Annotated in this window: 10 protein-coding genes; 8 read left to right on the forward strand and 2 right to left on the reverse strand. The window is 60.3% G+C overall.

The annotated features are described in order from the left end of the window. The 3 genes from GSQ89_RS29220 to GSQ89_RS29230 form a co-directional block, all read left to right on the forward strand. A partial coding sequence (locus tag GSQ89_RS29220; RefSeq protein ID WP_158931644.1) for a response regulator occupies window positions 1-1830 on the forward strand: 1830 nt, incomplete at its 5' end. A gap of 135 nt (window positions 1831-1965) precedes the next feature. Next, window positions 1966-3330: an ISKra4 family transposase gene (locus tag GSQ89_RS29225; RefSeq protein WP_158931645.1), complete on the forward strand. Its 1365-nt coding sequence runs from the start codon at window positions 1966-1968 to the stop codon at window positions 3328-3330. 691 nt (window positions 3331-4021) lie between these two features. Beyond that, window positions 4022-5503 carry an oligosaccharide flippase family protein gene (locus GSQ89_RS29230; protein WP_158931646.1) on the forward strand — a complete coding sequence of 494 codons (1482 nt, stop codon included), beginning with the start codon at window positions 4022-4024 and terminating at the stop codon, window positions 5501-5503. Between the two features lie 291 nt (window positions 5504-5794). Here GSQ89_RS29230 and GSQ89_RS29235 read toward each other — a convergent pair whose 3' ends face one another. Then, complete coding sequence (locus GSQ89_RS29235) at window positions 5795-8767, reverse strand: Tn3 family transposase (protein ID WP_158931647.1); 2973 nt, start codon at window positions 8765-8767, stop codon at window positions 5795-5797. A gap of 76 nt (window positions 8768-8843) precedes the next feature. Between GSQ89_RS29235 and GSQ89_RS29240 the strand changes: the two genes are divergently transcribed. After that, the gene (locus GSQ89_RS29240; protein ID WP_216856465.1) at window positions 8844-9512 is read left to right on the forward strand and encodes a recombinase family protein; all 669 of its coding nucleotides are present in this window, start codon (window positions 8844-8846) and stop codon (window positions 9510-9512) included. Window positions 9513-9519: 7 nt separating this feature from the next. Here GSQ89_RS29240 and GSQ89_RS29245 read toward each other — a convergent pair whose 3' ends face one another. Continuing rightward, window positions 9520-9972 carry a nucleoside deaminase gene (locus tag GSQ89_RS29245; protein ID WP_158931649.1) on the reverse strand — a complete coding sequence of 151 codons (453 nt, stop codon included), beginning with the start codon at window positions 9970-9972 and terminating at the stop codon, window positions 9520-9522. 3 nt (window positions 9973-9975) lie between these two features. Here GSQ89_RS29245 and GSQ89_RS29250 point away from each other — a divergent pair, with 3 nt between their 5' ends. The 4 genes from GSQ89_RS29250 (at window position 9976) to GSQ89_RS29265 (ending at window position 14735) form a co-directional block, all read left to right on the forward strand. Continuing rightward, window positions 9976-10647: an IS6 family transposase gene (locus GSQ89_RS29250; protein WP_158931650.1), complete on the forward strand. Its 672-nt coding sequence runs from the start codon at window positions 9976-9978 to the stop codon at window positions 10645-10647. A gap of 296 nt (window positions 10648-10943) precedes the next feature. Further along, window positions 10944-11423, forward strand: a complete 480-nt coding sequence (locus GSQ89_RS29255; protein ID WP_158931651.1) for a hypothetical protein — start codon at window positions 10944-10946, stop codon at window positions 11421-11423. Window positions 11424-11522: 99 nt separating this feature from the next. Next, window positions 11523-13874 (forward strand): phosphoketolase, encoded by a 2352-nt coding sequence (locus tag GSQ89_RS29260; protein ID WP_216856471.1) that lies wholly within the window; start codon window positions 11523-11525, stop codon window positions 13872-13874. Window positions 13875-14264: 390 nt separating this feature from the next. Next, window positions 14265-14735, forward strand: a complete 471-nt coding sequence (locus tag GSQ89_RS29265; RefSeq protein ID WP_158931652.1) for a hypothetical protein — start codon at window positions 14265-14267, stop codon at window positions 14733-14735. Window positions 14736-14891 lie beyond the last annotated feature (156 nt).

The following is a 14891-nucleotide window of genomic DNA, read 5'->3' on the forward strand; positions in this document are numbered from 1 at the left end:
GTGGCGGATGAACTCGGGGTCGCGAAGCGGCAGGCGGACCTGGCGAACGCCGCGAAGTCGCGGTTCCTGGCGGCGGCAAGCCACGACCTTCGCCAGCCGCTGCAGACGCTCGCGCTGGTGCAGGGATTGCTGGCCAAGAACGTCGAAAGCGACAAGGCCAGGAAGCTGGTCAGCCGCCTGGATGATACGCTGGGCGCGATGTCGGGCATGCTGAACACGCTGCTCGACATCAATCAGATCGAGGCCGGGACGGTCCATGCCGAGATCATCGATTTCCCTGTGGACAGCCTGCTGGAGCAGATGCGCGAGGAGTTCACTTATCACGCGCGGGCGAAAGGGCTGGTCCTGCGGGTCGTGCCGAGCGGCCTGTCGATCAGCAGCGATCCGCGCCTGCTGGAGCAGATGATCCGCAACCTGCTGTCAAACGCACTGAAATACACCAAACGCGGGAAGGTCCTGCTGGGCTGCCGACGTCACGAGGGGGGACTGAGCCTCCAAATCTGGGACACCGGAATCGGTATTCCGGATAACGAACTTCAGTCGATTTTCGAGGAGTACTACCAGCTCGACAACGCCGCGCGAGAACGCAGCCGTGGACTCGGCCTAGGCCTCTCCATCGTGCATCGGCTGGGTGTGCTGATGGGTCATCGGGTCCAGGTGCGATCACGCCCGGGCCGAGGATCGGTGTTCTCCGTCGAGATCAAGCTGGCGCGCAACGGGACAGTGTCGCGGCCGGCGGAGGCTGCACTGGGTTCATCCAGCAAGGGAAGCGAGGCCGGCCATCACGTCGGCTCGATCCTTGTCGTCGAGGACGACCCGGACGTGCGCGAACTGCTGGAAGTGTTTCTGCGGGACGAGGGCCATGAGGTCACGTCGGCCCATGACGGCGTCAAAGCATGCGAACTGGTGACGGGCGGATTGGTGCGACCGGACCTTATCCTGTCGGATTACAACCTGCCGAACGGCATGAATGGTACGGCGGTCGCCAAGCTGTTGCGCGATGCTCTGCACCACCCGGTGCCAGCCATCATCCTGACCGGCGACATATCGACCGGAACCCTGAGCAGCGTCGCCCTGCAAGACTGCGTGCAACTCAACAAACCGGTGAAACTGAGGGAACTGACGCAAGCGATCCAACGCCTGCTGCCTTTGTCGCGGACGGCGATTCAAGTTCGGACACCGCGCCCCGCCGAAGTCCCCGGCGATGGCGGACCGCCGGTAATTTTCGTCGTCGACGATGATGACGGCATTCGTGGTGCCATCCGAGCCGTGCTGGAAGACGACGGCCGGGTGGTCGAGGACTATGATACCTGCGAGGCCTTCCTCGCCGCCTTCCGGCCTGGGCGAGAGGCGTGCCTGGTGATAGATGCGTATCTTCCCGGCATGAATGGACTGACGTTGCTGCGGCGACTGCGTGAGGCGGGCCATCGTTTGCCGGCCATCATGATCACCGGCAACAGCGACGTCGCGATCGCGGTCCAGGCGATGAAGGCGGGCGCCTCGGACTTCATCGAGAAGCCGATCAGTCGCGGCGAGTTGCTGGGGTGCGTCGATCGCGCGCTGGAGCAATCACGGGATTCCGGCAAGCGGACGGCATGGCAGGCGGATGCGGCGACCCACATGGCCGAACTGACACCACGGCAGCACCAGGTGATGGAGATGGTGCTCGCCGGTCACCCCAGCAAGAATATCGCCGCCGATCTGGGAATCAGCCAGCGCACGGTGGAGAATCACCGCGCCTCGATCATGACCAAGACGGGCACGAAATCGCTGCCGGCGCTGGCGCGGCTGGCGCTCGCCGCCGCGGTTGCTGATGAGCCCGCCAGTTAGTCCAGGGCATGGATGGTATTCTCCGGTCCGGTTCCAAGTCTTGATCGGCTAGTGGGACCGTCCAGAGATCTGGGGGACCGTGACGTGACGATCGGATAGGACCAGTCGGGTAGGTTGGCGGCTGGGGCTTCACGAATGGAATGGATGCTGCGTTTGGTTGTGCCGGGGATTGATGGTCAGTCCCGGAGTGTCGACGTGATGACGGTCAGCCGGCCTGACGGTCTTGGCGATATCGCCAACCTGGGTATGACGCTGGCCGAAGCAAAGCTGCTGCTGGCGCAGGTTCAGCAGCAGGTTGTCGCCGCGCAGGTCGACACCCATGCGGCATTTCGGCCGGACTGCCGATCGTGTGGCAGGAGATGTCACGTGAAAGATTGGCAGCCGCACCGGATTGCCACGCTGTTCGGTGAGGTGAGGCTGAAGCTTCCACGGTTTCTGTGCGCCGGCTGCGGTTGCGGCGAGACCGGTGTCGGTTGGCCATCGCACTGTCGGTCGACCCCTGAGCTGAACCAATTGCAGGCCCGGCTGTCCGCACTGATGCCGTATCGGGTTGCGGTTGACCTACAGCAGCACCTGCTGCCGGTCGACGCCGGGAAGAGTCCCGAGACATTGCGCAGCCATACGCTGCTGGTCGGCAAGCAGCTTGGTCATGCAGCGGCCGAAAAGTCGCCAGCTGCCACGGCTATCACGATGAGCTTGGATGCAACCTTTATCCGCAGCTGCGAAGAAGGCGAACGCCAGTTGGAGGTTCGCGTCGGCAACGTCGAGACCGGTGACGGCGGCCGTCAGGTTTTCGGCGCCGTCAGCAGGACCGAGACCGACATCACCACACTGATCCAACGAACCCTGGAAACCGTGGGCCGGACCGACACCACCAAGGTGACCGCTTTCACCGACGGTTGTCCGGGTCTGCGCACTGTATTGACCAATACTGGAGTAACGAAACCGCCGATTTTGGATTGGTTTCATATCGCGATGCGTTTACAACATACGAAGCTGGCAGCAGCAAATCTGTCCACCGACAGCCCTGACCGGCTGATGGCAAAGGCCGTGATCGTCGCGGAAGTTGAACGTCTGCACTGGCGTATTTGGAACGGCAAGGCCAAGAATGCCCAGCGCAGCATCAACCGGATCCGCAAGGTCATGCATGTCTTCAAAGGGGAGAGTAGCCAGCGCGCAAAGGGCGTGGCGTCGCGCAAGCTGTGGCACGCGCTGCATGCGGTCGATAAATATCTCAGAGGCCAAGCCGCATGGCTGGTTAACTATGCCAAACGCTTCCGCGCCGGTCTGCGCGTCGGAACGTCGATCACTGAAGGCACGGCAAACTTCCTGGTCAACCGACGCATGAACAAGTCCCAGCAAATGCGATGGTCGCGAAATGGCGCTGATCTGCTGCTCCAGGTTCGTTGCGCAGTCTACAACGGCACGCTCGGTGCCGGGGTCGGGCATCGATTTGACCGGATCTCCGATGCAGACTCTGCCCTTGCCAAGGCGGCATGATCCCCCAAACGTCTGGACGGTCCCGCGAAAAATACGCTAATGCACTGGTCCACCATGACATCGCGTGCCGGTACAAAATCGACTGTACCTCGATCGACCAGTGCGCCCTTAACGTCATTTTCGAAAATAATTGGACCAGACTGCCGACCTCTTACAACATGCAGGCGGGAGCGAAATTCACCTCTGAGTGGAAGACCGCGATGGTAAGGCATTATTGTGGCGCTCGGAAATTTCTCCCGGTTTCCTTGTTCCGCAACGACGCCAGAGACGTACGTTACCTGAACAGGATCAGGCACGCCATTGATCTGCCAGTGACCAGATATCCGCTTTTGTACGAGCTACCGTTTCAGGTTAACGCCGTCCGCAAACATCGTAGTGACGCACTCATTCGGCGACTCCTGCGCGCTTTGCTCGCGCGAAATCTGGCACCCACCGTGCTGAATGAAGTGTGGAGGCCGGCACAATGACTGATTTTCCGGGCCGAGGGGAGGGGGATAAATGGTAATAAACATCGGCATGCGTGACATTTCATCAATGCTTTCTGAAGCCGATTCACTGTAGCCCTGCTAAGTTGTGTCAGGTTGAAATACCTTGTGTCTAATGCGAATCCTCGACCACAGGCAACACGACCGACCCGCCTATCGACAGTGATTGATTGTCCTCCAGTGAACGCCGAAGGCCAGCAGGACCGATGACCCTTAATGTCCGTCTGGGATCGTCCCCGGCCGCGCAGGCGCAGATCCTTGTTTCCGATCGACGCCTCGCACTGGGCGCTGCGGTGATGGCGGTTGCCAATATTGCGAAGATCGGAATTCAGTTTGCGATGCTTCCGATCATGGCCAGGCTCTTGGGTCCCCACTCCTATGGACTATACGCACTCGCATTGCCGACTGTCACGTTCATGCTGATGGTGGCTGATGGGGGCTTAGGCAATTCTCTGGCGCGTGAAAATCTGGAAACCCATGCCGTCTGGGCTAGCGCATTTTGGGCGGTACATGGCCTTGCCCTACTGTTAGCCGCCGGCGTTATCGGTTGGTCATTCCTGCTCGCCTATATCACAAGTCAACCGGAACTGCCGGCACTGATGGCCACGCTGTCGCTCGCGTTGCTCTTTCTCGCTTCCAGCGTGCTGCCAATGGCGCGTCTGCTTCGGAAAGGACGCCTCCACGTGGGGGCACTCGCCGATCTTGTGGCAACGGGTCTCGGTGCTGGCCTCGGTATAGTCCTCGCTTATCGCGGCGCCGGAACATGGGCACTCGTGGGACAGTACGTGGTTACCTTCGCGATACGCGCGTGCATCATGAACCTTATTGCTTTCCAAATGCCCGCGTTTGTCTTCGATCTCAGCCAGCTGCGCCCGCATTTGCTGCTCGGCGGCTCAATCATCGGCGGCAAACTCGCCGATTACGCCGGACGCATTACAGAGAACGCCCTTATCTCCACCATACTCGGCGCGAACATCCTCGGTGTCTATGGCTTTGCCAATCAGATTCCGCGATTCCTATGCGAGAGCGCATCGAACCCGCTCTGGGCGGTCCTGTATGTGCAAGCAGTGCAAAAGCCCGAGGAAGCCGTCATTCGCGCCTATTACCGGTTCAGCCGTCTGCTCGGCATCGTTTTGTTTCCCGTCACTCTGCTGTCTGCTGTTGCCTCATCCCAGATTATCGGGCTGTTCCTCGGCGTCGCGTGGCACGCTGCGGCACTACCGCTCTCGATACTCCTCGCGACGTCCACGTTCCCAACCATTGGTGGACTCAGTAGCGCCTTGGTCTACGCCAGGGGGCGCGGCGGCTTGCAACTCTGCATCGGCGGCAGCCTCATCGCGGCGCGTGTGCTTGTTGTTCTCGCTGCCGGGTCGCTCGGTCTGGACGGCATCGCCGCGGTCATCGGAGCAGTCAATGTCGCCTACGGCATCGTCGCCATCATGGTCCCTGCTCGCGTAGTTGGTACGTCACCTCGAGTCCTGTTGCACGAAATGTTGGCGCCATTCGGCTGCGCCATGGCGGCGGGCGCGGCATGCGAGATTCTGCTGCACATCTTCGGTTCGCAAACCCACACGCTCATCCTCGCCGAATTCGTGTCGCTTCTGGTCTATCTCGGGCTGCTGGTCATGCTGGAACACCGGCGCCTGATCGAAGACATCGCAATGCTGCGTGCGCTCCTCAAAAAGTAGCCCACAGACTGGGAAGGTCTGAACAAGCCTTACTGTGACCGATCTGATTACGATCGGGACTCGGCGCGCGAGACTGTGATCGTATCACCAGGCAGCTCGCGTGGCTGGAGAAGGTGGCGCGGTCATTCGGGCCCTTTGACGCTCGGCTGAAGCACGCCGGACACACGACTCCTGTGAGGCCCGTATGTCGCGTTGCATCTAATGGGTTCCTCCTCAATCTGCGTGGGTCTTCCTCAAACTGTGTGCTCGCTGAGTTGCTTGGGGTAGGTTCAGGATACGTGTAAAAGGTGGTCACAAGGCGTTTTCGAACGGGAGTGGCTGCGGATCGAGGGGCCCCGGCAGGTTTTCCATGTCGAGGGCGTATTGTCCGAAGCGCAGGATGTGTGCCCGGGTGTAGGGACTGAGGCTGGCAACCAGTGCGGGTGTGACCGGGTGGCCATCGGCGGCCATCTCTGACAGGACTGCAGTCAGGTCGGCAACATTGGACAGCATGATCGTGTTGGCAACGAGACTGGCATATTTGAGCTGCTTCTCCTGCTCGACGGGATCACCGCTCTTGATCACTGGGCCGCCGAACGAGACCCAGTCGAGGAAATCATTGAAGGCCTCGATCTTGGTGGTTTCGGCGCGGATGACTCGGCGGATTTCGATGTTGGAGAAGAACCGCAGCAGGAACAGCGTGCGCTCGACGCGGCCGACTTCGCGGAAGGCACGGTAGAGCAGGTTGCGGCGGTTGTATGTGCCGAGCTTGCGCAGCAACATCGACGGCATGACCCGTCCAGCCTGGATCGACAGCACGACCTGGATCATGTCTCGCGCATGCGTGGCTATCAGGTCCCAGTCGATGTCGCTGGTGAACAGCGCGTCGATATGCTCGTAGCGGATCGACTTTGCCGGACGGTAGAAGGTGACGTCGCCCAGGCCGCGCATGCGCGGCATCAGCTTGATGCCAAGCAGCCGGCAGAGGCCAAACACGGGTTCGCTTTGACCCTGGGTGTCGGCATGCAAAGTGTCAGGCTGAATCTCCGACTGATTCTTCAGCAGCCCATCAAGGATATGGACCGCTTCCCAGACGCCGCATGGGATGAAGCTGGTGAAGAGTGCAATGTAGTTGTCGGCGATGTGGTGGTAGGCGATTCCGCCATAGGCGCCGTAGCGAACGTGCTGAGAGCCAAGGAGGTTGTTCTCGCGCAGCTTCACGTGCGTGCCGTCGGCAATGGCGGCGCGGCCGCTGCCCCAGTGCCGGGGCAAGGGGAAGCGGGCGTACTGGTCGATGACGTCGACCATCGCTGCCTCCAGCTTGTTGGCACTGATGTGCTGTGCGTTGATCCGGCGCAACGACTGTGCCGAGGCGACATCGGGAGCATGCCGAGCGGTCTGGCCCGGGCCAAGATTGCAGCCGTAACCGAACACGGTGAACAAGTAACGTTGTACGGCCTGCACGAGCTTCGGATCGGAGCCGGAGGGCGGCCCGAAGTGGCGGGTGTAACGGGACCAATGCTCAGCGTGCTTCAGAATGTCGAGCAGGTGGCGCTCCGGCATGCGGGCGCGGATTTCTTGCTCGAACTCAGGCAGCCCGGCCGGCTGCGCCGTCGTGCCCAGTTGTTTCAAGTGGGGCATCCCATCCGCATCCAGGCTGAATTCGGTGTTGGTGGGGAAGCCGGCATCAACGTCGGCGGCGAGCGTCGTCAGTTCGGCTTTGAGCATGGCGGCGAAATCATCGCCTCGCTCGGGAATGCCGAGAGTGGCGCAGTAGGCCGGCAGCCGCGCCTCGCACTCTGTCCAGGGCAGGAGCTGGGCACGGTAGTCGGCAAAGGTCTCGGCGCCGACGACATAAAGATCACCGCTCTGCAAGGCGTCGGCCAGGTGGACGAACACGCACACCTCCAACGCTCGACGGTCGAACGTGCCGGGTTCAGACCGGCGTCTGGCAACAAACGCCTGCCAGCGAAGGGAGGCGAAAGCGAGATCAATGCCGCCCGGCACGTCGTTTCGGCGGGCATGACGATGACTGCTCACGATTGCCAGTGCTTCCAGCAGGCTGTGGTCCTGAGTCGCCGACTGAACGACCATCAGATCGAGCAACCGGAACGGCAGGACGCGATGCTTGGCGTGGATTGGCCAGAGCAAGGGCAGGTCGTTGCCACGGTGCCAGGCGGACACGGTTTCGCACTGCTGCGCCAAGGCTGCGACACCGCCTTGCTCGGACAGGAGCTTCCTGACCTGGCGCCCGAACGCCGCATCGTTGTCCTGCGTCGGCTCGGTTTCCAGCACCTGTCCGAAGATGCCGATCAGGTTCTCCTCGATGGCCCGATGCTGCTCGTGGAGGTCGTCGAGTTGCTCCTTGGCCATGGCCTGGGTCCGTCGAATACGACGCAGCATCATCTCGATCAGTTCGTCGCGGCAGCGCATGCGGACTTGGCGCAGCAGAGCAAGCAGAAGGGTGTGTCGTTTGCCGGACTGGGCGATGTCGATGAGGTCACTCACCTCCAAGGCTGCGGCCTCGGCGGCGAACTGACGCAGTTTGGTGTGGGTGACGCCCTCCAGCAGCGGATCGGGGTCGATCAGTCCGTCCAGCCATTCCAGGCGGTTGGTCCAAAGCCTAACCGTCTTTGGGGTTGCAGGTCCGGGCGTCTGTTTCAAGCGACTGAAGCCGGTCGTTGCGCTATCAGGCGGCTTGATCAGCAGGGCGTCCAGCATGGCGGCGTGGTTAGACGCAATACGTCCCGCGACACGATCGTAGATCTGCCCATGAACTTCGGCACGCAGCCTGTTCACCAAACGGTCGAGGGTGCTGAACGCCGGCAAGTCGATTGCGGCGCTTTGCAGTGCCTCGACGGCCCGGTTGATGAGGTCGGCGGGGTCGCTCATGGTCGCGGCTGCATCGAGAACGATGCTGGAGACCATCTGTTCGGCGTCGTCGCCATACGGCGTGACGGAAAGGTAGGAGCGTGCCGCAGTTTGGTAGCGATACAGCGACTTGGTGCGACCTACCTCGTCCGCCCAAGCTTGAGGCACGATGTTGCCAAGCTGCGCGGCCAAATGGTCCACAATGCCGGGATGCACCGCAGCCGGTGCCGCAAAGCATCCAAAATCCCGGCGCGTCTTGAGCAGCATCGCGAGCGCCAGCCGACCACTATCACCGCGGGCACTGGTTCGAATGAAGGCGAGGTCGGTTTCGGTCAGATCGTATCGGGCGCTCAACTCCTCGCGGGTCAACCGCGTGCCAGGGCGCGGGTAGGCTGTTCGGTCGATCGCCGTCATGAGGTGTCCGAAAAAGGGTGCGCCGAAGCGGCAGGGCAGCGCCAATGTTTTGAAGGCGGTAGGAGGTAGCTGTCCAGTGTCCGTAAAGGAATACCTTTCTGGACGAAAGCGGCGGCCATCAAAGGGACAGGAGGGGACACGCGCCGCCCTCTACCTCCGCGTCTCAACCGCCGATCAGAAGCCTGACCTGCAATTTGATGGGCTGCGTGCCTACGCGGCGCGGTCCGGTCTCGATATCGTTCAAGATTATTGCGATGTCGGCGTGTCAGGCCGACGAGAAGGCCGCCCTCAGCTGAATGCTCTTATGGCCGCAGCAAGAAACCGAGAAATCGACTGTGTGCTGGTCTGGAAATTCGATCGCTTCGCGCGCAGCACACGCCACTTGTTGGCAGCTCTGGAAGAATTCAATCATCTCGGCGTACGCTTCGTCAGCGTCCAGGATCAGATCGACACCGACAGCCCCATGGGTCGTGCAATGTTCACCATCATCGGCGCCATGGCTGAACTCGAGTCATCGCTCATCAGCGAGCGCGTGACTGCCGGCATGAGAGCCGCCGAGACACGGGGGAAGCATCTCGGTCGGCCCGCGATACCTCGGCGTGTCATTGCCGAAATCGAGACGCTCGCCATGTCCACCGACCTCAGCATCCGTCAGATTCAGCGCAAGATTGCCGGCCGGGCAAGCCGGGGGATCGTCGGCGAAATCACCAAGCGCGCACGCACAAGCCAGCCACCCGCCATGTGACCACTTTTTACACGTATCCTGAACTTACCCCATGTACGTCATCGCGCCCCGCGCCGTAGACGATGCGGCCGATTTTGGCCCAGATTGAGGCCATGGTGCACATCCCACACGGCTGTAGAGTGGTGTAGAGCACTGCATCTCTGAGTTCTTTGTTTTGCAGTTTTTCGCCGGCAGGCCGCATTGAGAGGATTTCGGCATGTGCAGTCGCATCACGCCGCAGGTCAACTTCGTTGCAGGCCTCCCCAATCGCATTCCCATTGCAAACGATCACACAACCGATCGGATTCTTGCCGGGTGTCGCTTCGCCGCCGCGTGCAAGGGCAATCGCCCGCTTCATCCACGTGATATCCGCGGCATTCCAAGGCAAACCAACCTCCCCTAACTCAAAGGTTCTGTCGCAAATTTGGCCGACCGGTCCGGCTGATGCACGTTTGGCGGCGACGGTTTCAGCGGCGAGCATGTGATGATCGAGTTCAAGGGCAGTCACTTCGAACGGGACGTGATCCTATTGGCGGTTCGCTGGTATGTGGCTTACCCGATTAGCTACCGTCAGCTCGAGGAAATGATGGCGGAGCACGGCGTCGAGGTGGACCACGCCACGCTCAATCGCTGGGTGCTCAAGTATGTCCCGCTGCTGGAAAGGGAGTTTCGGATACGCAAGCTTCCGGTGGGTCCAAGCTGGCGAATGGACGAGACCTATGTGCGGGTCAAGGGCGCCTGGAAGTACCTGTATCGAGCCGTCGATAAGGCCGGAGCCACGGTGGATTTCCTGCTGACCGCTAAGCGGGATCGCAAAGCTGCCTTACGGTTTTTGCGCAAGGCAATCAAGGGAAGTGGCACGCCTGACAAGATCACGATCGACAAGAGCGGCGCCAACACGGCGGCGATTTCGAGCCACAATGCTGAACTCGAGGCAGTCATCGTGATCCGTCAGATCAAATACCTCAACAACATCGTCGAACAGGATCATCGAGCGATCAAACGATTGGTGCGGCCGATGTTGGGGTTCAAGTCCTTCCGATCAGCGGCGGTGACGCTTGCCGGCATCGAACTCATGCACATGATTCGGAAAGATCAGTTGCAGACGACAGGCGAGGTGTGTCCGGCTCGGCAATTTTATTCGTTAGCGGGATAAAGCCAGAGGATCCTTGCGGCGCGCGTGTCGTCCCTTGGAAATTTGCGACAGAACCCATCGGAACGCCCACAGGATCACCTCGGCGGTGAACTGCCTGCCTTTGAAGGACTGATCTTGCCGCACCCCGGTTGATCAAACGAATGATCGTGGTGCGGTCAGGGACGGAAACTGCTCGGAATACCCACAAGCGAGGCGGAGTGGGTAGTTTCCGATGCTGTGTCCGACATCGAGCGGACCCTATGTTGAGAATTGTCTCCCGGGAGCGCCGTGACGGTCAACCGTAATAGGATTTCAGCATGAGCCGAACCGATGTATTTGCCCTGAAGAACACTGGGCTGAACTCATTCCTCTTCGCTGAGGTGGGCACCGAGTCCAATGGGTCGATGCTCACCGTTCTCTCGGTCCTCGCTCGCCTCGGTGAAGACCCGTGGACACAAGCTGCACTGTGGGCGAACCTGCCTACGCCGGACATTATCGACCGCTTGGCCCATAGCATCGCGCAGATGCCACTGCCACCGCGGGCACTTCGTGATGCTCGCCAAACCGCCACTCGGCTGATTCAGTTGTTGCCGACGCGAGCGATCAAGGCCGACCAATCAAATGCGGCAACGCCCGTTCCGTTGACATGGCCACGATGGGCGCCGGTGGCCTTGATCGCCATCATGCTAGCTGTTTCCCTCGGGAGCACATTGTTTACGGCGCCGAATACGAAGGATGCCGCCTTGACGTCGTTCGCTCAGATCGAACCTTCGCCCCCCAGCGCGCCATCTAATTGAAGGCTGGGCCGTTATTTAAGTAAAATAAGGATGCAGATGATGGATGCACTTAGCAAAGTCATGGACATCGACGGGCGAACCGGCGTAGGCGGGAGGCCAATGTTGGGTAGCGAGGAACTGCGGCGCGTGGATGCCTACTGGCGTGCCGCGAATTACCTGTCCGTGGGCCAGATATACCTCTACGACAACCCGCTGCTGCGTGAGCCACTCACCATGGCACACATCAAGCCGCTGATCGTCGGACATTGGGGAACGACACCGGGCCAGAATTTCATCTACGTCCACCTGAACCGGGCCATCAGGAAGCATGATCTCAACATGATCTATGTCGCCGGCCCCGGCCACGGCGGACCGGCGCTGGTGGCGAACGTCTATCTCGAAGGCACTTGGACCGAAGTCTACCCAGACATCACCCAAGACGAAGCCGGGATGAAAAAACTGTTTAAACAGTTCTCCTTTCCCGGCGGTATTTCCAGCCATGTCGCGCCGACGACACCGGGATCGATCCATGAAGGCGGCGAACTAGGCTATTCACTCAGCCATGCCTTCGGGGCGGTCCTCGACAACCCGGATCTGATCGTCGCTTGCGTCGTGGGTGACGGGGAGGCGGAGACCGGCCCATTGGCGACCGCGTGGCAGTCCAATAAGTTCCTTGATCCCCAAACTGACGGCGCGGTGCTGCCGATCCTGCATTTGAACGGCTACAAGATCAGCAATCCGACGATCCTGTCCCGCATCCCGCGCGAAGAACTGGAGCAGTATTTCCGCGGCTGCGGCTGGATGCCCTATTTCGTCGAGGGTGATGATCCCGCATTGATGCATCAACGCATGGCCGATGCACTGGAAACAGCGATCGCGGACATCAAGCGGTTCCAGGCCGAGTCTCGCGCTGGCCGGAATGTCACGCGGCCACCCTGGCCGATGATTGTTCTGCGTTCGCCGAAAGGCTGGACCGGGCCACAAACGGTCGACGGACTGCAGGTTGAGGGCACATTCCGCTCGCATCAGGTGCCGCTGCTTGTCGACCACGCCCACCCGGGGCATCTCGGACAACTCGAGGCTTGGCTGAGAAGCTACGCGCCCCAGGAGCTGTTCGACCGCAACGGGCGCCTGAACGCCGAATTGGCGGTCCTGGCGCCGGACGGTGACCGACGGATGGGTGCCAATCCGCACACCAACGGCGGCCTCCTGCTGCACGATCTCCGCATGCCGGATTTCAGGGCGCCCGCCGTCCACGTGCCGTCGCCCGGCGGAGTCGATGCCCAGGATACTCTCGTCCTCGGCCAGTTCTTCCGGAATGTTATCGCCCAGAATCCGAACAATTTCCGGCTGTTCGGACCTGACGAAACCCTGTCAAATCTGCTTGGTGCCGTATTCGAGATCACCAATCGCCAATGGAATGCCGACACGGAGGCGAACGACGAGTTCCTCGCCCCGTCCGGTCGGGTCGTCGACTCAATGCTCAGCGAACATCAATGCGAGGGCTTGCTGGAAGGCTACCTGCTGACCGGACGGCACGGCGTGTTCAACAGCTACGAGGCATTCATCCGCATCGTCGATTCAATGTTCAGCCAACATGCGAAATGGTTGAAAGTCACGGCGGGGCTGCCGTGGCGGCGGAACATTGCGTCGCTGAACTATCTGCTGGCGTCGCATGTCTGGCAGCAGGATCATAATGGTTTTACACACCAGGACCCGGGCTTCCTCGATCATGTGATCAATAAAAAAGCCGACATCGTCCGGGTCTATCTGCCGCCGGATGCCAACTGCCTGCTTTCGACCTTCGATCACTGCCTGCGCAGCCGGCACTATGTGAACGTCGTTGTGGCCGGCAAGCACGCCTTGCCGCAGTGGCTGACCATGGAACAGGCCGTTGTTCACTGCACGCAAGGCCTGGGCATCTGGGAGTGGGCTAGCAACGATCAGGACAGCGAGCCGGATGTCGTCATGGCCTGCTGCGGCGACACACCAACCCTAGAAATCCTCGCCGCTGTGTCGATCCTCCGGCGGCACCTGCCGGATCTCAAAATCCGGGTGATCAATGTCGTCGATCTTATGAGGCTGCAATCGGCGAGCGAACATCCGCATGGTTTGACCGAGTCAGACTACGACGCACTGTTTACCCGCGACAAGCCCATCATTTTCGGCTTTCACGGCTATGCATCGCTGGTGCAGCGGCTGACTTATCGCCGGACGAACCGCAATCTGCATGTGCGCGGCTACAAGGAAGAAGGTACGATCACCACCGCATTCGACATGCGCGTGCAAAACGACCTGGATCGGTTCCACCTGGTGCAGGACGTTGTGGACCTACTGCCGCGCCTCGGCAGTAAGGGCGACTACCTGAAGCAAATCGTTCGGAGGAAACTGGTCGAGCACAAGTTATACATCGACGAGCATGGGCAGGATCTGCCCGAGATCATGAACTGGAAATGGGGTGCGCCCGCGTAACCTCCTTGGGGTATCGTCGCTACCGCATACGGCTTAATCGTCCATGAGAAAGCCCTCTTGCGATGGACGAGACTGCGACATGCGCTTCTCTGATCTCGGCATTCCCCAGATCAAGGGACGCGGCAAGATTGGCGGGCGCTGATTGTTATAACGCGAGCCCCGGCAGCAGTATCAGCAGGGCCATTCCTTAGGATGACGGGACTGTAATCTCTGTCAGATTACGCCCACTAGGTAAATTCCGACCCTGTCGTATGCGGTGGAATAATGTAGATTTTGTCTCAACGCTATTTCAGACCCAACTAAATACCCGGGCTAAAATAGCAGCCCTGTCAGGCCTGAATGCGCCGCTGCATTTGGCTTCCGGCTTGGGCCTTATTCATGGAGGATAGCATGGCCGATGATAACCCGTCTCAGCCTGGAGCCGATTCGTTCCGCGGATATGAGAGAGCTTTCAAAGCTGCCGCAACCCAGCTCAAGGAAGATGCGAAGCTTGCGACCGTTGCACTTCGACAGGAGCAGGTTGAAACGTTGAGCAAGTACAACATGAGCGATGTGGAGTGGGAAGAGTTGCTTGGTGCCGCGCGAAAAGCGGCGCAGCACGGCGAAAAGCAGTATCTTTTGTTGCGCTTCCCGAGTGGGCTTTGCACAGACGATTCACGTGCGATCAATAATCCTCCCAATGACACCTGGCCAGAAACCCTTCGCGGGGAAGCAGCAGAAATCTATCAGCGATGGCATGAGACACTGAAACCGCATGGGTTCGAGCTGTCTGCCTGCGTCCTCGACTTTCCAGGTGGCCAGCCGGGCGATGTCGGCTTGTTCCTGCGTTGGGGCGAAGACCTGACTCCGGACAACAAATAGCACCCGCGGCGTTAGCTCGGCCCTTCTGAACGTCTCCCAGCCACCCACGCTTCAAGTGGCCAGGACGCCGGACGCGGTCGTCCGCCATAACCATGGCAAACGGTCCATATCCGAAACCATACCGCTTCGAAGACGCGGACGATTGCCTCCTGCGCC

This window comes from Acidisphaera sp. S103 (assembly GCF_009765975.1).
Lineage (GTDB): Bacteria > Pseudomonadota > Alphaproteobacteria > Acetobacterales > Acetobacteraceae > Rhodopila.

Bases quoted from the DNA above. Each gene is read 5' to 3' on its own strand.
- GSQ89_RS29250 (WP_158931650.1), top strand. From the start codon at position 9,976: ATGATCGAGTTCAAGGGCAGTCACTTCGAACGGGACGTGATCCTATTG.
- GSQ89_RS29260 (WP_216856471.1), top strand. From the start codon at position 11,523: ATGTTGGGTAGCGAGGAACTGCGGCGCGTGGATGCCTACTGGCGTGCC.
- GSQ89_RS29255 (WP_158931651.1), top strand. From the start codon at position 10,944: ATGAGCCGAACCGATGTATTTGCCCTGAAGAACACTGGGCTGAACTCA.
- GSQ89_RS29245 (WP_158931649.1), bottom strand. From the start codon at position 9,972: ATGCTCGCCGCTGAAACCGTCGCCGCCAAACGTGCATCAGCCGGACCG.
- GSQ89_RS29225 (WP_158931645.1), top strand. From the start codon at position 1,966: ATGGAATGGATGCTGCGTTTGGTTGTGCCGGGGATTGATGGTCAGTCC.
- GSQ89_RS29230 (WP_158931646.1), top strand. From the start codon at position 4,022: ATGACCCTTAATGTCCGTCTGGGATCGTCCCCGGCCGCGCAGGCGCAG.
- GSQ89_RS29265 (WP_158931652.1), top strand. From the start codon at position 14,265: ATGGCCGATGATAACCCGTCTCAGCCTGGAGCCGATTCGTTCCGCGGA.
- GSQ89_RS29235 (WP_158931647.1), bottom strand. From the start codon at position 8,767: ATGACGGCGATCGACCGAACAGCCTACCCGCGCCCTGGCACGCGGTTG.